Source organism: Sellimonas intestinalis (assembly GCF_001280875.1).
Classification (GTDB): domain Bacteria; phylum Bacillota; class Clostridia; order Lachnospirales; family Lachnospiraceae; genus Sellimonas; species Sellimonas intestinalis.
On the sequence record NZ_LGAJ01000019.1, the window covers coordinates 34482 to 59503 of the forward strand.

At 48.5% G+C, this 25022-nt stretch carries 19 protein-coding genes; 3 read left to right on the forward strand and 16 right to left on the reverse strand.

The window, feature by feature from the left end:
• The first annotated feature begins 186 nt into the window (after nt 1-186).
• Nucleotides 187-2301 carry a glutamine synthetase III family protein gene (locus AOA56_RS14220; protein WP_330376522.1) on the forward strand — a complete coding sequence of 705 codons (2115 nt, stop codon included), beginning with the start codon at nt 187-189 and terminating at the stop codon, nt 2299-2301.
• 108 nt (nt 2302-2409) lie between these two features.
• Here AOA56_RS14220 and AOA56_RS14225 read toward each other — a convergent pair whose 3' ends face one another.
• From AOA56_RS14225 to AOA56_RS14290, 14 genes are all read right to left on the reverse strand, one after another.
• Complete coding sequence (locus tag AOA56_RS14225; RefSeq protein ID WP_024731953.1) at nt 2410-4065, reverse strand: DUF4091 domain-containing protein; 1656 nt, start codon at nt 4063-4065, stop codon at nt 2410-2412.
• 23 nt (nt 4066-4088) lie between these two features.
• Nucleotides 4089-4919, reverse strand: coding sequence for a carbohydrate ABC transporter permease (locus AOA56_RS14230; protein WP_024731952.1), 831 nt, complete (start codon nt 4917-4919; stop codon nt 4089-4091).
• Nucleotides 4919-5797 (reverse strand): carbohydrate ABC transporter permease, encoded by an 879-nt coding sequence (locus tag AOA56_RS14235; protein ID WP_024731951.1) that lies wholly within the window; start codon nt 5795-5797, stop codon nt 4919-4921. Before AOA56_RS14235 ends, AOA56_RS14230 begins: the two co-directional genes overlap by 1 nt.
• Before the next feature lie 113 nt (nt 5798-5910).
• On the reverse strand, nt 5911-7212 hold the full coding sequence (locus tag AOA56_RS14240; protein WP_048621384.1) for an ABC transporter substrate-binding protein: 1302 nt from the start codon (nt 7210-7212) through the stop codon (nt 5911-5913).
• Between the two features lie 101 nt (nt 7213-7313).
• Complete coding sequence (mobB, locus tag AOA56_RS14245) at nt 7314-8516, reverse strand: molybdopterin-guanine dinucleotide biosynthesis protein B (protein WP_053769942.1); 1203 nt, start codon at nt 8514-8516, stop codon at nt 7314-7316.
• A complete protein-coding gene (locus AOA56_RS14250; protein WP_053769943.1) occupies nt 8498-9709 on the reverse strand; it encodes a molybdopterin molybdotransferase MoeA in 1212 nt (403 codons plus the stop codon). Before AOA56_RS14250 ends, mobB begins: the two co-directional genes overlap by 19 nt.
• Nucleotides 9669-10289: a molybdenum cofactor guanylyltransferase gene (mobA, locus tag AOA56_RS14255; protein WP_053769944.1), complete on the reverse strand. Its 621-nt coding sequence runs from the start codon at nt 10287-10289 to the stop codon at nt 9669-9671. Before mobA ends, AOA56_RS14250 begins: the two co-directional genes overlap by 41 nt.
• A gap of 3 nt (nt 10290-10292) precedes the next feature.
• Nucleotides 10293-10724 (reverse strand): 4Fe-4S dicluster domain-containing protein, encoded by a 432-nt coding sequence (locus AOA56_RS14260; protein WP_053769945.1) that lies wholly within the window; start codon nt 10722-10724, stop codon nt 10293-10295.
• Nucleotides 10702-12816, reverse strand: a complete 2115-nt coding sequence (locus tag AOA56_RS14265; RefSeq protein ID WP_053769946.1) for a molybdopterin-containing oxidoreductase family protein — start codon at nt 12814-12816, stop codon at nt 10702-10704. Before AOA56_RS14265 ends, AOA56_RS14260 begins: the two co-directional genes overlap by 23 nt.
• A gap of 188 nt (nt 12817-13004) precedes the next feature.
• Nucleotides 13005-14213 (reverse strand): Gfo/Idh/MocA family protein, encoded by a 1209-nt coding sequence (locus AOA56_RS14270; protein WP_330376523.1) that lies wholly within the window; start codon nt 14211-14213, stop codon nt 13005-13007.
• A complete protein-coding gene (locus AOA56_RS14275; RefSeq protein WP_053769947.1) occupies nt 14210-15907 on the reverse strand; it encodes a right-handed parallel beta-helix repeat-containing protein in 1698 nt (565 codons plus the stop codon). Before AOA56_RS14275 ends, AOA56_RS14270 begins: the two co-directional genes overlap by 4 nt.
• A 21-nt stretch (nt 15908-15928) precedes the next feature.
• Nucleotides 15929-16819, reverse strand: coding sequence for a carbohydrate ABC transporter permease (locus tag AOA56_RS14280; RefSeq protein ID WP_024731944.1), 891 nt, complete (start codon nt 16817-16819; stop codon nt 15929-15931).
• Between the two features lie 10 nt (nt 16820-16829).
• A complete protein-coding gene (locus tag AOA56_RS14285) occupies nt 16830-17717 on the reverse strand; it encodes an ABC transporter permease (RefSeq protein ID WP_024731943.1) in 888 nt (295 codons plus the stop codon).
• 11 nt (nt 17718-17728) lie between these two features.
• Nucleotides 17729-19366, reverse strand: a complete 1638-nt coding sequence (locus AOA56_RS14290; RefSeq protein WP_024731942.1) for an extracellular solute-binding protein — start codon at nt 19364-19366, stop codon at nt 17729-17731.
• 222 nt (nt 19367-19588) lie between these two features.
• Here AOA56_RS14290 and AOA56_RS14295 point away from each other — a divergent pair, with 222 nt between their 5' ends.
• Complete coding sequence (locus tag AOA56_RS14295; protein WP_024731941.1) at nt 19589-21358, forward strand: sensor histidine kinase; 1770 nt, start codon at nt 19589-19591, stop codon at nt 21356-21358.
• Nucleotides 21333-23039 (forward strand): helix-turn-helix domain-containing protein, encoded by a 1707-nt coding sequence (locus AOA56_RS14300; protein ID WP_053769948.1) that lies wholly within the window; start codon nt 21333-21335, stop codon nt 23037-23039. The genes AOA56_RS14295 and AOA56_RS14300 overlap by 26 nt, the downstream gene beginning before the upstream one ends.
• A 108-nt stretch (nt 23040-23147) precedes the next feature.
• Here AOA56_RS14300 and AOA56_RS14305 read toward each other — a convergent pair whose 3' ends face one another.
• Complete coding sequence (locus AOA56_RS14305; protein ID WP_053769949.1) at nt 23148-24170, reverse strand: MucBP domain-containing protein; 1023 nt, start codon at nt 24168-24170, stop codon at nt 23148-23150.
• An 18-nt stretch (nt 24171-24188) separates the two neighbouring features.
• Nucleotides 24189-25013, reverse strand: a complete 825-nt coding sequence (locus tag AOA56_RS14310) for a hypothetical protein (protein WP_053769950.1) — start codon at nt 25011-25013, stop codon at nt 24189-24191.
• Between the last annotated feature and the right edge of the window lie 9 nt (nt 25014-25022).

The following is a 25022-nucleotide window of genomic DNA, read 5'->3' on the forward strand; positions in this document are numbered from 1 at the left end:
GGTCATATTAGAAGAGATGTTTTTTCAATGATTCCTATCTGTGAATCATCAGACATTTCTATTTTCCAAAAAAGGATTGACAGCGCCACTAGTTTGTGTTTATACTACCTGCATAAAGCAATGGCGCTTTGGATTTGGTCCAAAGTGCCTTTTTTGATTTCAGGATAGGAAAGGAGCTGTCTCTCTATGATGAAAGAACTGACAAACACAATACCGGAACTTTATGGAAGCCTGGTATTCAATGACAAAGTGATGCGTGAACGTCTCCCAAAGGATACATACAAAGCGCTCCGCAAGACCATTCAAAGCGGAACCCATCTGGAACTGGATGTAGCCAATACTGTCGCGGCCGCCATGAAAGAATGGGCCGTCGAGCATGGTGCCACCCACTTTACGCACTGGTTTCAGCCGATGACCGGATTCACGGCAGAAAAGCATGACAGCTTTATTTCCCCGTCAGGAGACGGCCAGATCATTATGGAATTCTCCGGAAAGGAGCTCATCAAGGGAGAGCCAGACGCTTCCAGTTTCCCATCCGGAGGACTGCGGGCGACCTTTGAGGCTCGCGGCTACACCGCCTGGGACCCAACGTCTCCGGCGTTCATCAAAGATGGCTCTTTGTATATACCAACAGCATTCTGCTCCTATAGTGGAGAGGCGCTGGATAAAAAGACGCCGCTTCTTCGTTCGATGGAAGCGCTCAATGCTGAGGCGCTGAAAGTCCTTCACCTTCTTGGTAATAAGGGCGTCAAAAAAATCGATACGACTATCGGATCCGAGCAGGAGTATTTTCTTGTGGATAAAAATCTCTATAAGCAGAGAAAAGACCTGCTCTTCTGTGGCCGCACCCTTCTTGGCGCCCCGGCCCCGAAAGGTCAGGAGATGGAAGATCACTATTTTGGCGTACTGAAACCAAAGGTAGCCTCGTATATGCACGATCTCGATGAAGAGCTCTGGAAACTGGGCGTTCCGGTCAAGACCAAGCACAATGAAGTGGCTCCGGCACAGCACGAATTGGCCCCGGTCTTTGACACTGCCAACGTGGCTGTGGACCACAACCAGCTCACCATGGAGATGATGAAGAAGATCGCGGATTCCCATCATCTCGCCTGCCTTCTCCATGAAAAGCCATTTGAAGGCGTCAACGGAAGCGGCAAGCACAACAACTGGTCTCTCGTCACGGATGCGGGGGAAAACCTGTTGGATCCAGGTAAAACCCCAGCCGAAAACACGCAGTTTCTTATCTTTTTACTGGCTGTCATCGCAGCCGTGGACGATTATGCAGATCTCATGCGCGTCTCGGTGGCAAGTGCCGGAAACGATCACCGTCTCGGAGCCAACGAGGCGCCTCCTGCCATCGTCTCTATCTTTCTTGGTGATGAACTGACCGCCGTTTTGAAATCCATCGAAGACGGAAGCGATTTTCTCAAACAGAAGCAGACACTTATGGAGATCGGCGCTCACGTCCTCCCGCACTTCGCCAAAGATACGACAGACCGGAACCGGACGTCACCGTTTGCTTTTACCGGAAACAAGTTTGAATTTCGGATGCCTGGAAGCGCTCTCTCTGTGGCAGGACCAAATGTGGTACTCAACACCGCGGTGGCCGAGTCCCTTTCCCAGATATATCATGCTTTAAAAGACGTCTCGGAATCGGAAAGATCTACCGCCATTGAGGACCTCTTAAAAGAGCTCATCCGCAAACATAAACGGATTCTCTTTAACGGAAACGGCTACACTGACGCTTGGGTTGCGGAAGCCGAAAAGCGGGGCTTATGGAACCTGAAATCTCTTCCGGATGCTCTGCCACAGTTTATCGCCGAAAAAAATATCGATCTCTTCACCAGGCATCAGATCTTTACCAAGGAAGAGATCCACTCCCGGTATGAAATCATTCTGGAGAACTACTCTAAGACAATCCATATCGAATCACTGACCATGCAGGATATGGTGAAAAAGGACTTTACCCCGGCGCTCTTCTCCTATGTATCCGAAGTGTCAAAGGAGGCACTGGACAAGAAAAAGCTTCTGCCGTCTCTTCCGGCATCTTATGAGGAACAAATCATAAAGACGCTGACCAAAGCATCTGAGCAGATCGCCACAGCGCTTTCAAACCTGTCCGCCGACACACTGCAAGCGGAAAAGATGGAAGAGCCACTTGCTGCCGCCCGCTACTACCACGACATCATTCTCTCCGACATGGGCGCCCTTCGTGCCGCCGTGGATCAGGCTGAGGCCATCATTCCGGGATGCTATCTTCCATATCCAACCTATGACGAATTGCTCTTCTCATTACGATAACTGCTTATGAACCATCTCTTTCTCCCTGAAACATAGGATCCCACCTGGATGTTTCCGGTGGGATCCTATATCTTCGTATATTCTACTTTGTATATTCTATTAGCAATTCTAAATTCTCTTTGCGATCTCCCGATTGATCCGGTTGCGAAGCGCAAGCAGGTAGTAATCCGATTTCGGGAACCGTTTAAAGGTGAGCGGTTCCGCCAGATCTTCCTCGATACATTCCATCACAAACTCTCTGCCTGCCAGAGTTTCCAGAAGCTCACACGCCCGCAGATCCTGAAGCGCCTCTGCATGAACCATCATACGGATGGACTCTTCCGGATGCCGGTCCTTGCCAGGATAAACAAGGAAAGCATCCCCGGACGGAAACGCGCCGCCGGCATCTGTCACCTCGTACGGATTGAGCTTCTCCAGGGAAAACTGACTGTTGTAGAAATTATATCCCCAGTGCAGAATACCGATAATCTGATACTTATAAAGCTGCAATCCATAAATTCGGTTTCTGAGGGACGGCATGGACATGAAGCGGTTGCTCACCTCGTAAAACTGTCCCACGCAATAGTAGGTCCACATGTGTGTCAAGCCATGTTCCAGGAATTCTTCAATCTCATTATTCCCAGGAATCGGCTTGTCCACCAGACCGTGCTTGTAGAATTCGTAACTGGAAAGAGCGTCGAAGGTATGGAACCCGTCCAACAATCCCTCGATCGATTCCTTGGCCGCCCGATAACTCTCCAGATGTTCTTCTCTTGGCTCGTCGGAAAGGTGAAAGTATGTTACCTTGTCAATTCCCCACTCTCTTAGCTTTTCAGTCAACTGTGGCAGAAGGCTGTGAAGGAATTTCGTGTACTCGCCCACTGCCGGGGTGTGCCATCCAAAGATCTGCTCCTCTTTTCCATTCACCACCGCCATGACCTTCGGCGCGTATTTTGCTCCCCATTGGGAGAAGAGATGGCAGATCTCAAAATATTCGATCCCGCAGGACTGGCAGAGATCGATCCACTTCTTCACCCGGTCAAAACCGAAACTGTAATTTCCGTTTTCTACCCGCACGTCCAGAAGCTGGGTCGTCGTCCGCTCTATGCCTACCGCCGTGTCAAGAGCCGGAGTAAAGAGCGGCGTCAAGATCATATTGCATCCCCGTTTGACATATTCTTTCAGATAATTGGTAATGATCTCCCAGTGCTCCTCTGAGAACACCGGAACATGGTAGTAGTCTGCCAGACAGTCCAGATAGAACCACTCCGTATGCATCATCTTCTGCTTTGGAAGCACCGCATCATAGATCGTTACTTCCGTAGCTGCCCGGGCCAGTGTTTCCCCATCTTTTTCCAGGATCACTGTAACCGGATACAGGCCGGCTTTCACATCTTCCGTAACCTCAATATCAATCCAAATGCTTCTCCATTTCTGAGGGAAAATATCCACTTCCCCATCTACGAGCTCACGCAGCAGATCCGGATACAGCCCGGATTCGGTCTTCAGATAATTGTCGTCCACAATCGGTCCGCACACTCTGCCTGCAGGCACGTTTTCTACCTTCCGGACATGAATCCGATCACTAATCGGTGACTCGATCCTCACCTTCACCCGGTTCTTCATAAAAGAAGTGCAGGTACAGGCTGCCTGAAATGACACGGTCTCTCCTTTCAGCGCCGTCAGCTTCATACACTCCGGCCGGTACACCGGTCTTTCATCCAGAAAAACCTTCTCAAGCGCACTCACAAGTCTCATCTCATACACAGTTTCTTGCTTTATCATGATATTCCCTCCATAGTTTTCTTTTATTTGATTCCACTCATCGTCATTCCCTTGATAAACTGTTTTTGGAAGAGAATGAAAATCACAATCATCGGCATCATCATCATGGCCGCTGCCGCCATCGTAGCCGACAGATCGGACGTCCTGTCACTGTTAAAGTAAATCAGTCCCAAAGGCAGCGTCATCTTATCAATACTGTTTAACATCAGAAGCGGATTTAAGTAATCATTCCAGCTTGCCATCGCCGTAAAAATACCAATGGAGCCGATAGCCGGCCGGATGTTTGGTAAAATCACCTTCCAGTAGATCTGAAACGGACCCGCTCCGTCGATCTTGGCCGCCTCACACAGGCTGTCCGGAATATCCGCGATAAATTGCTTTGCCAGGTAGACAGAGAACGCGCTTACCAGAGCCGGCACAATCAGCGCCCCCCTCGTATCGAAAAGATGGAGCTTCTGGATCATCAGATATCTTGGAATCATCGTCACCTGCGGCGGCACCATCATGGTCGCCAAAAGCAGCACAAAGAGCGTTCGTTTGAAACGGAACTCATATTTCGCAAACACATATCCCATCAGCGTGCTGGTGACAATCACCGCCAGGGTAATGATAACTGTAATCAGGATACTGTTGATAAACCAGTTAGCGATCGGAGCTTTCTCAAAGGCCGTCCGGTATCCTTCAAGTGTCCACTCAGTCGGGAAGAATTTCGCCCTGTTTGTCCGGATATCCACATTCGTTTTAAAGGACGTCATCAGCATCCAGACAAGCGGGTATAGTATGACAACAGACAGGCCTCCAAGAAAAATGATGATAAGATAATGATATGGCTTATACGTTCTTTTCTTTTTCATTATTCATAACTCCAATCTGCCCGCATCATTTTATTCTGGATCATTGCCACCGCAAAGACGATGACAAAGAGCGCTGCCGCCACTGCGGACGCATATCCCATATGAAAACTTACGAAACTTGTCTTATAGATATAATTTGTCAGTACCATCACCGAGTCATTCATGCCGCCGTCCGGCGCAAACACCCTGAACTGGGCGAACATCTGGAAATAGTTTGCCATCGTCATTACCGCCACAAAGGCAAATGTTCTGCCCATGAGCGGCAGCTTAATGGACAGGAATCTCCGGATTGCTCCCGCCCCGTCAATGGCCGCCGCCTCATCAAACTCCTTGGGAACGCCCTCGATTCCGGCGGAAAACAGGACGATGTTGTACCCGATATCCGCCCAGAGCGTGTAAAGGATGATGAACATCATCAACGGGAGTCCTGTCATAAACCAGTTCTTTGGGGTTCCTCCAAAAAACTGAACGATCTGGTTGACGACTCCATTTTCCGTCCCGATAATCCCGTATTTCCAGATCATAGCTGTCCCGACCATTGGCGCAATACAAGGAATAAAGAAAATCGTTCGGAAGACGGTTTTTAGCCCCTTGCTTGGCAGGACAGAAATCAGCTTCGCTAGAAACAGCGTAACTACAATATTGGCGCTCACCGCTGCCACGCAGAAGAAAACCGTATTGCCTACCGCTTTCCAAAAAACTTCATCCCGAATCAGTCGCCGGTAGTTTGCAAGACCCAGAAATGGATTTCGGGAATTGGCGGGATTATAGTCATACAGGGAGATGCCAAGTCCGTACAGAATCGGAATCATCACAAAGATTCCCAGAAAGACCATACCCGGAAACAGCACCGACGCCACAAATCGATTGTTTTTCACCTGTTACCAGTCCTTTCTTTCCTCAGGCTGAGAAATTCGCTCCCTGATCACACAGGACATAAGCGGAGCGAAAGACAGAGAATTCCTTTCCAAAGGAATCCTCTGTCTTACTTCTATTCTGCTGAGTAACCGTATTTACATTCGGATGTAATCTTCTGGGAAGCCTCTTTTAGAGCGCCCTCCACATCCGGGTTCTCTTCCTGACATAGATTCAGGAATGTCTGATTTAAAACCTCACGCATATCGGAAGTATTGTATGGCCCCATCCATTGTCCGTTTGGAAGGATGTCCAAAAGGAACTCTACGTGCGGCATCTTTTCAATGTATGTCTCGTTGGTCAGCAGAGATTTTCTCGGTGGAAGCTGACTGCACGCAATGTTGTGCTCTACCAGATTCTCCGGCTCGCTGAAGAAGGAGATGAACTCCCATGCTGCATCTTTGTTCTTTCCATTTTCCGGCACGATAAGTCCCCATCCGGTCTCAGAAGCGAAGGACATCTGATCGCCGTACTGCGGTACCCGCACATATTCAAAATCCGTGCCGTATTCCAGCTCGTATGTATCGGTTCCTTCTCCGATCGCCCAGGAGCCTACGGAAGCCATGTACCCCTTGTCCTGATACACATCATTGAAACAGTAGTCGCCGTCCGTCAGATGTGTCAGGTCACATTCACCGTTCTTGATCATACTAAGGATCTCTTCCATAGCCGCAACACCTTCTGGTGTGGCAAAGTTGACAGAATCATCTTCCTCCAAATACTGTCCACCTGTCTGTAAAATCATAGCAAGATAGTTACAGATCAAAGAGTCGGTGTCAAACATCTCGAATCCTTTCATCTCCACGATATCCCCGTTTTTCACGGAAACGCTCTTGGACACGTCACGGAGTTCTTCCCAGGTTGTCGGATAAGCGACGCCCTTTTCATGAAAGAGCTTTTTATTTACGATCATTCCGCCGTACTCCAGGTTGTACTCCATCGGTACGCCGTAATACTTGCCGTTCTTCTTGTAACTTCCTACGGTCGGAGCCATGTAGTCCTTATCCAGCTCCTTTGCCAGATCCTCCGGCACCTCGGAGAGAGCGTCCGTTCCTATAAAGTTCGGCGCCATACCTCCCCATACGGCAATGATATCCGGGCCTGCTGTGTCAGATGTGATGGCGGTCTGGATCTTGTCATTATATACATCATACGGGTAGTCCTGGACTTCCACAGTATATTCCGGATGTTCCTTCTCAAACTTCTCTGCCATCGCTTCGTAGGATTTTACCCACGGTTCATTCTGGTGGCACCAGAATGTCAATGTCGTCTTTCCATCACTCTTTTTTCCCTTGTCGCCGCCGTCTGATCCGCATCCTGCAAGCATGGAAACCGTCATCAGAAGAGCCAGCGCTGCTGCTGCTTTTCTTTTCATCATAATCCTCCTCTGTCTCTTTGCATGATCACATACGATATTATCATATCGGTAAGCGCAAAAAGTGGCAAATCGGATTTTCTTATAAATTGATTGATTTATTATTATTTTCTATAGATAACCCCATATCCGATTCCTACGTCCTCCCCGGTCAGCACCATCGCTTTCACCGCTCTTTGGAGACTGGTACTCTCCGGGTACTGCTCCTTGTCCTCGCGTACCCGGCCGAACACCCGCTCTTCTGCCTGTCGGAACGGATAGATGATCTTCTCTATCTGAAACCGGTTCTGGAATTTTAAAATATTACTGTCCGGTTTCAGAAGCTTCTGAAGTTTCGGAGAGAGAAGCCAGGATTCGCAGTCAAATATCGTATACTCTGGTCCGAAAAACTCCTCCGCTATCGCAAAAGATTCTCCACAGGCCGCATCATCCAGGGGCTCACCTTCCGGAATATGGACGTGAAGAACATGTCGATCTTCATCCGGCTCAAACTGAAGCCGTCCCAGGCGGAAAATCTTCATCCGAAGCGCCAGGGACAACCACCGCTCTTCCACCAGTCCCGGAACTCCCTTTTTCTTTACACACTGGTTGTACCAGATCGTAATGTCATAAAAGGTGTCCACATACACCTTCCCTGAGATTCCTTTCTCCACAAAGGCTGGATAGAGATCCGCAGCCATCCTGATATATAAGTAAAGATACAGCCTCTCCCGATCTGTGCGGCGGTCTGCCTCCGCAAAAAAGGCTTTGCTATCTTCATAAAACAGCTCTTTAAAGCTCTGATAAAAGGTTTCTGTCATTGGAAAGTCCTGGACACAGTCCTGTCCTTCCTTGGGAAGACTGATCTTTTCCATCAGTGTCTCTATTGTCATACTGTTACTCCTTTCGTCCCGTATCTTTTCTTCGATTCGCCCCACCAGCCTTTCGGCGTTCCACTCTTCTTTCGGGTAACGGCATCGGTATTTCTCATGGGACGCCTGTTTCATTCCCTCGATCAGAATCACATCCGCTTCCGGAAAAAGGGCTGTGAGCTTCTCCAGGGAAATATCCTTTTCTTCCTTGACGAGCTGGTATTTCCGGTTCGAAAATACGACAGTCCCGTAGGCTCCGGCATGATAATGACGCCAGCTATCGGTTCCCTCCCGATCCGCTTCAAAATCATGTCCATCGTGCTTGATGGCAGCTACCTTCCAGCCGCGGTTTGTAAGACGCCGGATCAGTTCCTCCATCAAAGTCGTTTTCCCGGTATTCTTATCCCCGGCCACCCCAAAGAGGACGGGGCGCACAGTCAGATTTTGATATAACATACCCGTTCTCCTTCCCGTAGATTTGCTCTTCCCTGTTCTATCTTCACCAGACAGTTACAACCATTCATAGAGCTTAAGATCCCGGAACGCTCTTTCCCATTCGGAAGCAGGATCCGGCCTCCGCTTTCCGTTCCCCGGATGTATCGGTCACTTACGGCAGATTTCCCGAAATTGGAGAGCAAAAAGCCCCGTTTTTCGTGTGGGAAGAGTTCGTCACATCCATACCATCTGGCAATCGCTGCCCGGACAAGGAGCTCCATATGCACGGTTGCCGCAAAGGGATTGCCCGACAGGGCAAATACCGGGGTTTCCTCCAGCCGGAAGAGGGCTGTTGGAGAACCGGGCTTTACAAAAACGCGGTCAAAAACCTTATCTGCTCCCATCTGTGAGAGAACCTGACGGGTCAGGTCCTTTTCTCCCACCGAGACACCTCCGGTGGTTACAATCAAATCCGCACACCTGGCCGCTTCTCTCAATCTCCCCTTCAGAATCTCGGGCTCGTCCAAAACCGAGTTCATTCTGACAACCTCTCCTCCCAATTCCCGGATACGCTCCGAAATCAGGTACAGACTGGAATCATAAATCTGTCCCGGACGCAGCTTTGTCCCTGGCTTTGCAAGCTCGCTTCCTGTCGTCAGTACTGCTACACGTACCTTCTTTACCACCCGAATCCGGTCACATCCGGCAGACGCAGCAATTCCGATGCGGATCGCATCCATACGGAGCCCTTTTGTAAGCAGCTTCTCTCCTGCCAGAAAGTCCTCCCCTTGCGGACAATAATGATCATATGGATTCTGGCTTCGATAGATCTGCACAATACCCTCTCCATAGTCGGTATCTTCCTGCTTCACCACTGTATCCGCTCCATTCGGGATCGGGGCTCCCGTCATAATCCGAGCCGCCTCTCCCGAACCGATGACCTGCTTTGGATATTTTCCAGCACAAAGCTTTTCCACCACCTTCAGACAGACGGGTTGCTTTTTATTTGCACCCTGGATATCTGCTGCCCGGAGGGCATATCCGTCATACGGAGATCGTGGAAAGGGCGGGCTGCTTTTCCCTGCCCGCAAATTCTCTGACAGTATTCTCCCTCCGGCTTCCAGCAGGGTGACTTCCTCCGTCTCCCTGCTTTTCCAAACGATCATTCGAATATCATTCTGCGCCTCTTGTACCGTAACGCATCTCTCGCTCATTGCTCCTCCTTTGCAGGGACTCGTATTCCTGCCATGTATTCAGATTGACCAGCCGCCCCAGCTCACTGATTCCATCTAACAAAGTAATCTTCCCCCTATCCACCAGATCAAACAAACTCTGCATCCGGTAAATTCCCGCTTTTCTCTGCCGTTCCATAGCTGGAAGCATGGATTTCGTGTAAATTCCGGGAAACGGGAATATCTTGTTTCTATCCTGGAAAAAGACGGGCCGGCCGGTTCTCTCATAAGCATCCAGCAGTCTCCTTCCCATAGAAGCATCCACCCCGAACGTATCACATGGCACTACAAGAAGTGCTTCTTCCCGGCACCGGATCAGACCGCTTAAAATGCCGCCCATTGGGCCGATATCCTCATAAACATCCCGGATCCATCTTGCCTTTCCCATCGGTTCTTTAGGAATCTCTGCCACAGACACATACCATGTGTCCAGCATGGAAAGCGCCTCGATTGTCCAGAGCGCCAGATATCTTCCCTGGTACTTCAGAGAAAGCTTATCCATTCCCCCCATCCTCGTTCCTTTTCCCCCTGCGAGAATATATCCTGCAATGTTTGCTCTCATCTATTATTCCCCCACGGTGATGGCGTCCAGACAGCAGACCGCCACGCAGGCTGGCTCACGGCCCGCCTTTCTGCGTGCAATACAGCCATCGCATTTTGCAGCCTTCCCTGTCTCGTCCACAAAGATCAGGTGATCCGGGCAAGCTTTCGTACAAACGCCGCATCCAATACATTTCTCCCGATCCACCAGATAGACGCCATAGTCTTCCTCCCGGAAAACCGCATCCTGGGGACAGGCTCTGGCACATGCTCCGCACTGTGTGCACCCCGGACAGATCTCATAAGAAAGTCCCTTTTCTTCGTCCATGACCTTGCTGATCCCCCGGAAACTTCTGGCGTGAATCTCCCTCGCATTGTGGTGGGCGTCCAGGCATGCCATGTGGCACGCATAGCATCCCACACACTGCTCGGCATTAAATTTCATTCGCCCCATCATCTCCCGTCACCTCCGCTTCTTCCTTTCTCTTTCTCTCCCTTTGATCCAGTTTCTCTATGTTACAGAAGTAGCTCTTGTACCCCGGAAATCCGGTATACGGATCAAAGTACGACCGGTGGATCAGATTGTTTGCCTCACCTTTTGGATTGCCATGGTAGATATAGACAACACCTGGATTCCCATTGATGGAGCTTACCGCGATCCCTTCCATCTCTCCTGCCGGGGAGGATACCCGTACGCGGTCGCCGTCCCTTATCCCATACTTCCTTGCATCCTCCGGATGAATCTCCACCGCCGGATTCGTCTCCAGGGCAGACAGCCACGACAGCCGGTACAGTCTGGCATGGAAAAACTGCGGCTTTCTTGCCCCGGTACTTAAAATCAGAGGATACATTTCTCGATCTACGTCCCTCTGATCCCGGAAATCGTGGTATACCGGAAGCGGTTCATACCCTCTGCTCTCCCGGTATTTATCAAGCGCCAGAGAATACAGCTCAATCTTCCCGGACGTCGTGTGAAACGGTTCTTCCCGGTACGTCTGAATCCTTGGAGGGATCAACACCTTCCCCTTCATTCCCTGTGGATGTTCTCGAAGGTCCTGAAGCGTCAGCCCAGAAGGTTTCAGGATATAATCCATATAAGACTCGTAGTCGGATGACAGTACCTCGTCTTCAAGTCCTATCCGTTTTGCCAGCTCCATTATGATTTCGATGTCGTTTTTCGACTCCCCGAGCGGTTCCACCATCCGTTCATTCAGTGCAAACATACCGCCTCGCAGAGTCTTCACTTCTTCCCTCTCAAAAGTCGTGCAGGCTGGAAGGACCAGATCTGCCATCCTGGACGACTCCGACCAGAAGAGCTCCACATTGACATAGAAATCGAGAGCGCCAAACGCCCTTTGCAGTTCATTCGGTTGGGGCCACATCCGGTGGTTGAGCCCCATGGCAAAAACCGCCTTCACCGGGTATGGTTCCTCCTCCAGAATATAATCCGCGATCCTTGTACACTGGGCCTCCTGACACGGAAGATCAAACCAGATCGGGAAATCTTTCTCCCCGATCGCCTCCTCCCCATCGTACCTCTTCACCTTTCCAAACTCATTGCACGGGGAGACCGGTTCCGGCATGGCACGATTACCGCCCTCCACATCATAATTGCCTGTGAGCGCGATCAGGCTGAATACCGCCCGGTAATTCTGGAATCCGTTGATGTGATGCACAATCGTGGACACTGAAAACTGAATCCCTGAAGGCTTGTTACACGCATACAACCTTGCTGCTTTACGGATCAGCTCTGCATCCACCCCGGTGATCTCACAGGCTCGTTCCGGAGTAAATGTGCTCACATAATTCTTATATTCCTGGAACCCATAAACGTATTTGTCCACAAACTCTTTATCGTAAAGCTCTTCTTCTATTATCACATGAGCCATGGCAAGCGCCAGCGCTCCATCCGTCCCCGGCGTAATCTTCAGGTGGATATCCGCCTCTCTGGTAGTGACGGTACTTCTCGGATCCACCGCAATGATCGTAACTCCCCGCTTCTTAAGGCTCCGGTACATTTTCCCCATTGGGGTATTGGAATGGAAAAGATTACTCGTCCACAAAAGCAGCGTCTTCGTATGCGGCAGATCCGGGAAACAGATCCCATTCCCATATATAGACTTCCATGCCAGGGCAGATGCCTGGAAACAGGTGCTCGATTCAGTACAAAAATTCGGCGAACCAAAGGCATTGGCAAAACGCAAAAGAGCCGGCCGGTACCACTTCGGGTAACCCGCATAGAAGACCACCGACTTCGCACCATACTCCTTACGAATCCCTGATAACTTCTTTGCAATCAGGCCATACGCTTCCTCCCATGAAATCCGCTCGAACTGTCCGCTTCCCTTTTCTCCCACGCGCTTCATCGGGTACAAAATCCGCTCCTCATTATATAGATACTGTTTCGACGCCGCGCCCTTGGCACAAAGTCCCCGACTCTTCCCATTCTCCGTGTGCCCTTCGATCTCCACGACCTTTCCATCTTCCACATAGACGTCCATCGGACATCCTGCCGAACAAATCCCACAGAAACTTTGCTTTTTCTCCATGTATCCTCCGCCTTTCTCGTTCTAAATACATATCATAATGTATCTATTATACTTCTACTCCAAATTTACTGTAAAATAGAGATTCACTATAAGAAGTCTATATATAGATAGTATCTATGTCAGCAATCGGGGGACGTGTTCCTATATATCGGAACATGTCCCCCCACTGAAAAAACTGAGAATATTACTTATTTTCGTACCATCCAGGCTCCATTTGTGAAGTCCGGAATTGCCATCGGCTGACTTCCGAGAAGAATGGATTCCTCCGCAAGCGTCGAAATACTCATCCATGCCGCCATATCGTAAACATCGATCGGCATTGGCTTTCTATCTCTGACAGCCTCCACGAAATCAGAGAAGACAAGCCAGTCCATACCGTCATGCCCCCGTTTGATTCCCTCTTCCTGGTAGCGTCTCCAGACCGGATGTTCATATTTTTCCCGGTAGCTCTCAATATTTCCCCACTGCTCCTTCCATTGAAAATCATAAGATTCGTGCTCTCCCTCCAGGAAAACAGATCCATTCTCCTCGTTGAATAACCCTTTCGTCCCCTGGATATAGAATCCTCTGGAATAATATCTTGGCAGAGTTGTATCCAGTTTCAAAGTGATGGTCTCGCCATTCGCACATTGGATGAGTGTCGTCACAATGTCGCCTTGATGAAAAGCGATCTGCATCAGCTCTTGATCTTCTGATTTTTCTTTTTCTATATAATGGTGCAGTCCCGCTGCCTTTGACGCCATGGAGGTTAAAGAAACCATACGATTGCCCCGATTGATCCCAAGTATCTGGGCAATCGGTCCCAGCTCGTGAGTCGGATAGTTTTCCGTATTGCGGTGGATGTAATTTCTCAGCCTGTAATGGCGTTCCTCTTTTCCAAACGCCACTTCCTGGCGCAGATCATGCATATAGCCTCCGGCACAATGTACGATTTCTCCCAGCACGCCCTGGTGAACCATATGCATGGCCATCATCTCATCCCGGCCATAACAGCAATTCTCCATCAGCATAATCGGTGTTTTAGTTTGTTCATAGGTCTCTACAAGCCTCCAACATTCCCGAATGGAATAGGCTCCTCCGACCTCGCATCCCACTGCCTTGCCACACTCCATCGCTTCGATAGCCAGGTGGATATGGGACTCCCAGGAACTGCAAAGAAGGACGGCATCCACCTCTTTCCTTTCAAAGATCTCCTTATAATTTGTTGTCTGAAATGGCTTTTGTCCAGTTTTTTCCTGAATATACTGGGCCGCCTTTTCGCATCTGTCCTCATACACATCACAGACCGCACAGATTACGGCGTCTTCATGCTCCAGCAAAACGTCGTGCAGCAAAAGGGTTCCCCTTGCGCCAAGTCCGATTAATCCAATATTGATTTTTTTCTGTTCCATGTTCATATCTGTTGCTCCTTATTGATGTCTGTCTCCACTTCCAATACCCCGTCAAGTTCCAATGCTTGCCCTTTTATCGGTTCAAATACCGTTGTCCGTTCTATCTTGTTGTCAAGAAATACCAGCTTTTTTAAATTGACCGCATTTACAAGACGGTCATCGCAGCACTGAAATACATTCCCCCGTACTTCCAGATACTGATGATACCTCCTATCCTTCTCCCAGACAAGAGCGCTTGGCGAAACCTGAATAGGCGCCTTGCCCCAGGCACTGACATATGCACACTGATGGAATCTGTTGCCCTCAATAACAATATGTCTGGTTGCCCCGGATTCAAACCAGTAGTTCGAGTCCCCCTCAATCAAAATTGCTGCCCCAGGTGTTTCAAAGGTGTTGTCCCTGACGAGGACGTCCCCCGCGCTTGTCAGCAACAATCCTCTTGCGCGATTATTACGGAACGTACACCCCTCAATCAGCACATCCGGAACCCAGGACTGGTTCTCCACCACAAATCCCGGAGTCAGATTCTCCATATCTTCCGCAAAAACAATCCGTTGATAATCCGAATTCATCCAGGTAATCTCAGTGATCACGGCATGTTCCTGCTCCAGCATTGTTCGGTTGTCAACCACTGCGAAATAATCCCCTGCCGTCCCCAGCAATACCCCTTTTTGCATACTTTCTACCAATTCCACGATTACTTCTCTTTTGCTGGTTACTTTGTGAATCCTTCCGTAGATACCATGAATGTTGACCGGATCGTCCAGTTGATTCTCCAGCACACAGTTCTTAATGTGGATCTTTCCGCCTGCATACACGAAATGAAATCCGTCTGCCGTCGCCGTAAAGATCCGATCTTTTTGTGGATGTCTGACAAGACACACCCTCTCGATCGTGATATCCTTTGTAAACTGTGAAATCACCGCCATCCCTGTGCAATGGTAAATGGTGATATCCCGTAGTGTGATTCCTTCACTTCCGGTAATATAAAAACAGGGATGTGTCCTGAGATGGTGACGCAAAATCATTCTGTTTCCTTCCCTGGACGTCTCCGGAAACTGCTGGTCCTCTGTCAACGTCACCTCTACCAAATTCTCCCCTGCCTCCCGGAACACCGCTCCATAGGAGGAAGGGTACGGTCTGTTAAAACTAATATCCCTTCCTTGATAGACTGGGGCATTTCTCCTTCTGTCCATCTCCAGACAGCCATAATACAGCGGGTGATACGCCCCTTCTTCTTCAAAATAGAGCTCCCCGTGAAAAACCCGGTATGGATACTCTTTCCGGTCGATCCGAAGCACCATTCTTTTTCCAGACAGCTCCACAATCTCTCCTTCGGAATATCCCGTTCTCTCATAGTCAATGGTGATTCCCTCAATCAGAATCTCATGGCACCTGTCCAGGTGAAACGGCAAAATATCCGTGTGAAACAGAAAGACCGCTCCCTCTCCCCGGATCTTTACCTTGCGCCATCCACTAAAATCAAACGCGATCCTCTTTGGTACATCTTCATCATGGTTTGAAATATACAGAGTCTTTTCCACCGCATAATCCGGATAAAAATGATAGGTACCTGACTCAAACACAAACTCGATCCCCATCGTACCCTGAAGCTCATCCAGCATCATCCGTACCTTCCACAAAAGGGCTCTGTCGTTTCCCGGAGTAATCCCGTACTCTTTTACATAGACCTGTCTCATCTTACACCTCTTTGGATTATTTTAGCCTTTCACACTTCCCAGTACAAGTCCTTTGGTAAAATATTTCTGTAAAAACGGATAGATTACCATGACCGGAATCGCACCGAGGAAAAGCTGTGCTGCCCGCCCGGTCCTTGCGTCCATCTGTGCAAGGAGCGCCTGGATATCCTGAGAGCTCTGCGTCCGCAGTAACTGTTCAAAATTCTGAAGCAAAGACTGCAGATATGTCTGAAGCGGATAGTTGTCCGGGTTGTTCATATAGATCATCCCACTGAACCAGTCGTTCCAATGTGTGACGATACAGAAAAGCCCCACCGTTGCCAACGCCGGTTTCAGGATCGGCAGCAGAACACGCGTCAGGATCTGGAATGGACTTGCTCCGTCGATTGCGGCCGCCTCTTCGATCTCCTCCGGAATTCCACGCATAAAATTCATTAAAATGACCATATTGTATACCGGGAGCGCCCCCGGAAGGATCAGCGCCCAAATCGTATCTTTTAACCCCAGCCCCGTCACCACGAGATAGGTTGGGATCATTCCACCGGACACCAGCATGGTAATTACGAAATAGACCATGTAAATGTTTCTCCCGGCCACCTTTTTCCTCGTCTTAGAGAGCGGATAGGCCGTGAGAACCATCAGGATCAGATTGAGCCCCACACCAAGGAACACACGCTCAAAGGAAATGAAAAGTGCCCGTATAAATTTGCCCCCCTTGAGCGCATATTCATATGCGCTCAAGGTAAAATCAACCGGGGTAAATCCGACCGCTCCCGCCGCTACTGCCGCACTGTCGCTGAAAGAAATCGCCAACAGATTGATAAATGGCAGAACACAGAGGAGGGAGACGACCGCCAGAATGAAAATATTTACGAAGTGAAAAATTCTGTTTGCTCTTGTCTTATACTGCATTTCCTTCCTCCTAAAAAATCTTGTATCCCGCACATTTATCCGCCAGAATATAGGACGTCAGAACAAGTACCGCGGATACTGCCGATTTGAACAGGCCTATAGCCGCACCGACAGAATACTGAGCCTGCTGGATACCAAGCCGGTATACATAGGTATCAATAATATCTCCTGTTTGATATACGATCGGAGAATACAGGTTGAAGATCTGATCAAATCCCGCATTCAGAACATTTCCCAGCGCCAGCACAAGCATCAGAATGATGGTCGGCATCAGCAGAGGAAGCGTGATGTATCGGATCTGCTGCCACCTGGTAGCACCGTCCAGAATCGCCGACTCGTAAAGCCCCGGATCAATGCTCGTAAGCGCCGCCAGATAAACGACAGTTCCAAATCCAAACCCTTTCCAGATATCCGTCACAATCATAGTCCACGGAAAGACCGATGCATTCCCAAGGAAATTTACCGCGTCCATCCCGAAAAATCCGAGAAACTGATTGATGATTCCGTTATTTGCGAGAATATCCATCAGTACGCCCGCCATAATGACCCAAGAAAGAAAGTTCGGTATATAAATCAGTGTCTGGAAAATTCTCTTTAACCGGTTGGACACCAGTTCATTAAGCAGCAGCGCAAAAATAACCGGTACGACAATGCCCCCTATCAGTTTCATTACGGCGATAAAAAATGTGTTCCAGATTGTTCTTAAAAATGCCGGCTGACTAAAGATGTACTGGAAATGTTTCATCCCGACCCAAGGAGAGGCAAATCCAAGTGCCGGATTGTAATCTTCAAACGCGATGATCACTCCATAAAGCGGAATATACGCAAAAATAAAGATCAAAATCACACCCGGAAGCAACATCAGATGATACTGCCATTGTCTTTTTAATTTTTTCATAAGCCACCTTCTTAGTTGTTTCCGTAAGTCTCATTGATCTCTTCTGTCGCTTTTGTCCCGCCAGCTTTCGCCCAGTTGTCAACAAGAGTATCAAAGTAGTCAATACTCTCCTCTCCTACGATAATCTTTGTAAATCCTTCTGTCAGGATATCATCAAGTGTACTTCCCGCACTCAGAAGCGTCTCGGTCGCCGGTCCCCACATTGCATCCTTAATATATTGCTCGTTGTCAATGATTTCCTTGGAAATCCGGTAGGCGGCTTTCGGGCCGCCCTGCTGCAGGTAATCTCCCACTCCAGTCGAAGCTCCCTCTTTAATAAAGTCCACACTATTGGAATATTTCACACCGTCTTTCCCCAGTGCCGCCGGATCTTCATCCAATCCTTTTTCCAGCGCCCCGGATACTTTCACAAACTGGTTGTAATCGGTATTTGGATTAATGACTCTCAGTGCATATGGAATGTTCGTATAGGCATTTCCAAACAATTCGTTGATAAAATCCGCATCCTCCTCGTCTCCTTCATCCATGACATGTGCATAGAAGTTAAGAAGTTTCAGGACTGCTTCCGGATTTTTACATCCCTTGCTCACTACAATATAGCCATAGTTTGCAAACGTAACACTTGCTTTTACTTCCCCACCGTTTGCGGAAGGAATCTCGTACGGTTCAAAGATAGCATCCGCGCCGAGATTCTGTACGACATTCGGACCCGGATCATATCCCCAATACTGATAGTACGGGCTTACGCCTACAGAACTGCTGATCTCTCCCTGAAGCATCTTTTCCAGATCTTTTGTCGTGAATTCCGGATCAATGATTCCTTCCTTATACCACTGTGCATAAGCCTGCAATGCCTCTTTCATTTCTGGCTGTACAGATCCATAAGCCAATTTACCATTTTCTCCTTCAATCCAGATTCCCGGGTTCGCACCCCATGCCGGTGCCAGAATCTTAAAGCAGTCCAGATTCTGGTCCTCTGTCAGACCATATCCGCCATATTCCTTCTGAAATGCTTTTGCGATCTCTAATACATCGTCCATTGACTTCGGGTCGGCAAGATTCAACTTTTCTTTCCAGTCTTTGCGGATCCAGATCTGATTTGGCTGGTCAATGATTCCGTAGGAAAGCTGCGGTATTCCATACAGTTTCCCGTCCAGTTTCCCCGTCTCAAACGTATCACTTTCCTGCTCCATATAGCCCTTCAGCAGGTCCGAAGCATACTCATCGAAAATATCCGTCAGATCCCAGATCATGTCCGCTTCTTTTAACTGGCGAAGCTGCTGTGCGTCCACGCAGAAGACATCCGGAATGCTTTTATCCGCGATTGTAAGATTCAGCTTGGTCGTGTAATCATTACTTACCCAGTCATTTACAACATCGATATTAAACCGCTCCTCATAGGCCCGGTACCAAGGGTTGTCGTCGTAGCTGTCTCCCTCGGCAAACTGAATGCCCGCATTTTCCGGGAGTACCGTACTGATTGTCACCGTATCCTCATACGGATCCCAGAGCCCCTCCGGCACTTTCACCGCCTCTTTTTTCTTGTTGGAGGAATCACCCTCGCTGCTCTGCTTCATGCAGCCGGTCATCATAGTACCCAACATACATCCTGTCAACAGTACTGCCAACACTCGTTTTCTTTTTCTCATTGCTTTACTCCTTTCCATCTATAAATTCCATTGTCCTCATTATCTTCGCCGTCCAGTAAAAGATCTATATAATTATTTTGTATTTTTATAATTTATCGACACCTTTAGGCAAACATGAATAGATTTTATACAAACCACAGAATATTATAAGTTTTAAAACTTAAATTATGTTCTGTATGTGATATACTACAGTTATTATCAGAATATAAGGAGTGGATCACCATGAAACGCAAAAATACTTTACTTAAAAAGATCGTCATCCTGTTTTTATCTCTTGTATTTCCGCTGCTGATCGTCTGGCTTGGCACAATTCAGTTCAGCAATCAGACGCTGAAAAGGCAGATCCTTTCCTCTATTGATTCCAACAACGCAACCTTTATCGCACATTTAAATAATTCTCTGTATACTATTTATGCTTCCGCTTTTACCCTTGCGGGTCAGTCCAACCTGCAGCGGTTCTCCAATGCGTATTCCGGTTTTACCACCTATGAGGAAGCTTCACAGGTACGGCTCTTACGGGAGCAGCTTTCCTCTGTCTCCCTGTCTCTGCCCTTTTGCTCCTCAGCCCATATTTTCTTTGGTGATCTTGGAATCATGTACAATTCCAAAGGCTACGATGAAGGGAGCTTCTCCACTCTCACATCGGAAACCTTTGAAACTCTGAAAAACATCGCCCAAGAATCCCGTACATTCTCTTACTATGAAAATCCGCTGACCAAAACGCCAGTCCTTGGTTGCTGCCTGATGCCATCATCCTCCGCCACCTATGGTGTAATTTTTGAATTGTCCATCAATGATCTGCAAGAGTATCTCAAGAATAATATGTCCTACAATGCGGAAAACTATCTTTTTACCATGGAAGATGAATTTGCCCTCACATCCTTGTCCGCAGATCAAGAAAAGAAGCTTCTGCAACAAATAGAAGCTTCTAAGGATGCCACGGGGCAACCCATTATGACGATCGATGGGACTCGCTATTATGCGTTTTCCTATGAAATGCCGTATCTTTCCTTTCAGTATACCAGGCTGATTCCGACAGACGACATTCTCAACGCCACCCGGGTCACCCCGTTACTGAATATGTTTTTTATTCTGTTGATCTCCGCTGCATGCATCATCTTTTTTGTGGAAATTTACCGCCTGGTACACCGACCTTTATCACATCTGATCAATGCGTTTAAAGAAATGGAAACCGGAAATTTTAAAGTCCAGATCGCCAACGTCCACAGCCCGGATTTTGCCTATCTGTATCAGGAATTCAATAAGATGGCCCAAAAGCTTGAGCTGCTTATCGAAAAGGATTACACTCAAAAACTACTCTTGCAGAAAGCGGAACTCAAACAGCTTCAGGCTCAGATCAATCCGCATTTTCTATACAACAGCTTTTTTATGCTTCAACGGATGATCCAAACCGAAAATATCGAGGACGCCCAAAGTGTCGCCAACGCACTCGGAGTTTATTTCCGGTATCTGACAAGAAACAATATGGACCATGTTAAGCTCTCGGAAGAATACCGCCACGCCCAGAACTATGCCTACATTCAGGGGCTTCGTTTTTCCGGACGAATCCAGATTGATTTTGAGGAACTGCCCGCGGGCTATGCGGACATCCCGGTACCAAAGCTGATTTTACAGCCGATTCTGGAAAACGCCTTCAATTACGGACTGGCAAATAAGATGAAAGACGGGCTTTTGCAGGTTCATTTTCACCCGGATAATGAAGTGCTGCAGATCGATATTGAAGATAACGGAGAAGAACTGACTGATGAGAAACTGTGCAATCTCTCCAATGCGCTTTTAGAAGTCCAAAGCACCGGAACAAATGTGGAAATGTCTGGAATCCTGAACATTCAACGCAGACTGATTATCTTTTCCAACACCCACGATTCTCTCCATGTATCACGTTCCACGCTTGGCGGACTTCGTGTTTCCATCATACTTGGTAAATTTAGAAAGGGGAACATCCATGATGAGACTATTAATTGTAGATGACGAGCATTACATCGTAAACTACCTCGCCGCATTGGTAGAAGCACACGCTCCTGAGGATCTCGAAGTCTATAAATGCTACTCTGGAATGGAAGCCTTAGAACTTTCAAAAACCATGAAAATCCATCTGGCACTTCTGGATATCAGGATGCCTGGACTTTCCGGTATTGAGACGGCCTCACGCATCCGGACATCCGACCCGGACTTCCGCGTCATTTTTTTAACTGCCTTTGATAACTTTGAGCATATTTATGCAGCAGACAAGCTGCCTCACTCCCGTTATCTTCTTAAGACAGAAAAAGATGAGGTCATTTTATCAGAGATCTTCTCTGCTGTCGATGAAATAAAACAGGAGGCGGACAAACTGCATCTATTGTCCACCGCAAGTCAGAACTCTCTGCTGCTTTCTCACTTGCTGGAGCAAACGATCCTGAAAGAAATTTTCTCGGGGGAACACATGGATAAAATCCAACAGTCCTTGCAGATTGCATGGTCCAAATTCCCGCTGGATCTGCAGCGTCCTGTCTACCTGATGTACACCCAGATCCATCATCGCTCTTTCCGGGAGAGCCATCAGATTCACTCCGGGAACACCCTGGAGTATCTCCAGCTTATGCAACGACTTTGCGTCAATAAGCTCTCCTTTTCCATGTTGGATCTGGAACACGGAACGATGCTCTGGCTTTTCCAACCTGTACTTTCACCAGTTACTTCTTCCGCCTCCGATTCGTCCAGCCCCGTTACGTTGGAAAGTAACGACTTGGGTTCCGTTTCCGGATTTCTGGAGTCTCTGGCAAATGATTTCAGCGACTACTGCACTACGACCCTGCATCGTCGGCTCACAGTTGTCCTCTACCCGGCAGCTTCACCCTGGGATCAGATCTACCGTCACTTTTTTACTTTACAACGGTATGCCGATTCCTTTGTTACCAAAGCGCCGCTAATTTATTCGTCAGTAAATATCCTGGACGATGAACCTTCTCTTCTGACATCCGGTCAGAAGCGGACCATCGACCGAACTGAGATCGACCACCTGCTACAGGAACTGACTTTCTCCCTCTACCAGGGAATTGAAGCAGAATACTCGCGCGCACTCAAAAAACTATGTCAGGAGTGTATCATCATTCGAAGTATGCACGATATTCGGGCAATTAAAATCTACATGTCTGTCGCTCTGATTTTGCTGAACTATATAGACTTATATCAACTTCAAGAACGACTGGCCTCCAAAATCGCTCTGTATCAGCTATACTACCTGCATGATTTCTCCTCCTGGAAAGAAGCCTCCCACTACCTGGAAGCAATTTCCCGGCACCTGTTTGAGATACAAAACTCCAAAAAAACAGACAAAAACAACCTTCTGGTCCAGAAAATAAAACTCTACATCGAACAGCACCTGGCGGACTCCCTCAACCTGGCCACCATCTCCCGGGTCGTAAATTACAATGAAACTTATATCTCCCGGCTGTTCAAACAGTTAACCGGAACCAGCCTGTCCGAGTATATCTCACAGGAAAAAATTAAAAAAGCAAAACAACTGCTGTCCTCCACCAATGAATCCATCCAGAATATTGCCGCAGTCACCGGATTCGATACCTCACAGTACTTCTCCCTGGTCTTCAAAAAAATGACCGGGGTCTCTCCAAGCACTTACCGAAAAACACACCTGTACACCAAAGACTGACGGTGTCTGCCTTTGGGGATCCGTCACAGGAAATCGTACATATTATAACAAAATCGCTATAATAAAACCGGGAGATACTCCACCCATTAGAACATCTCCCGGTTTCTTTTATCGCAATCTGTGTTTTCTTGTATAAAACAACAATCCTGCAATCGCAAGGATGACGACTGCTCCTCCCCCAATAACATAGCTCTTGAGATCCTTGTCTGCTTTTCCTTCTTTGTTACTAAGCGGCGTTTCATCCGCCTCAATCTCCTGAGTATCCCTATTCGTGCCCCTTTCATCGTTTTCCGGCTGTCTGCCCCTTGGAACGTCATTCTCCTCGATGGTCTCCTGCTCTCCGGCAGTTTGACCCTGAGTCTGTCCCCCGGCTGTAACCACGTTTTGACCTGTGCCCTCGTCTCCCATGGCTGCCCCGTCGGTTCCCTCGGATGTGCTGCCTCCGGCTTCCGTGACCCTTGTGCCGCCATCTGTGATGATCGTCGTATCACCAGGTACAACCTCCGTCTCCGTGATGGTCTCCCCCGGAATCACGACCTGATTCACATTCGGCTCTACCGTACTCTCATACCGGAACGTCACTTCATTGTCCCCGGCTTTGGAGGACAGCTTTAATTCCCGGCTCTCCGTGTCACACGCATATCCTGCTACTTTCTCCGGATAGAACGTATAGCTCTCCCCCTCATTTCCCTGGGAAATCAGAGGCGTGGCGATGTCCTCGCCGCTTCGGTCATCAACATAACGCACCCGGTACTCTACAGCATCGTTTAATGCATCATATTTCACAACCAGACTCTCATTCCCGGTTACTGTGAGATTCTTCGGATACCAGTCCGTATTCATGGTATAACGCCCTTCTTTTCCGTCCTTGTAAACCAGATCCCCCGCATCCGGCAAGTATGGGATCGTACCACCCGCCGGGATTTGGATCTTAATGCTTCCTGTCTTTTCCGTCACCAATGCTCCTGCCGCCCGGTACTGGTTCAGAAACGACTCGCTGAAACGTGCCAAGCTTCCCGGACGGATCGTCACCATATAGGATGCGCTCGATGCCGCCCGGACCGGAAATCCTCCCGTAAAAAGGCATAGACAGCCGACTGCAATCATGCCTGATAGTTTTTTCCTTTTCATCTTCGTCTTCCTGCCTTTCTATCTGGATTCTTCCTCATGCTGTTTTCTTTTCCTGCTAAGGAGCGCGACAATCACCGCCGCGCAGACTGCCATCGCCGCCGCAAGCGGCAGGATCACCGCCGGATCACCTGTCTTAACCCGGTCTGTGGGAGAACCGCCGTCCCGCACAATAACCCTTTCTTCTCCTTTGACTGTCTCCTTGATGATTTGATCTTCTCCCCGAATCGTTTCAGTAATGGTTTCCGGTGCATTTGTGTCATAACTTGCGTGAAAGGCAAACTGAATCGTTCCATCCATGCCCTGATATGTATTACCCCCGGTAATGCCGTCCAGCATCACACTTAAAGCAATGACCGCCTCCTCTCCTTGGTCCAGGTTGGCTACCTTGATTCCGTTGGAGCCGTATTCCTCCAGCACCTCGTTGACGTCCCCCAGTCCGTTTTCACTGTCCCGACCGCCAATCCAGGCACTCCCGCTTCCTTCTCCTCCGTAAATCACCTGGGGTATTCCTTCATTTACCCCTTCCTGCGTAACCGTCAAAGAAAAGGTATAGGCCGCCCCTGAAGCTTTGGACGCTTCCTCCAGGGCTTTGATGACTTCTACTTCCATATAGAAGTCCGTCGGCTTTTCCGAGGTATTCCGAAGGATGATCTGCTGAGTTCTTTCGTCCCCCGGAAGCATTCCTTCAAAGGCATCTCCGAAATCCTCCTTATAGTCGTAATTGTATTTAATCTGGCCGCTTCCGTCAAAGGTCGCAACCGGTGTGTCTGCCGCATAGACTCCCATGGACATTCCAAACACTAGGGCAAATGTCATGCACAGACCTGCTATTCTTTTCTTCATAATGGCCTC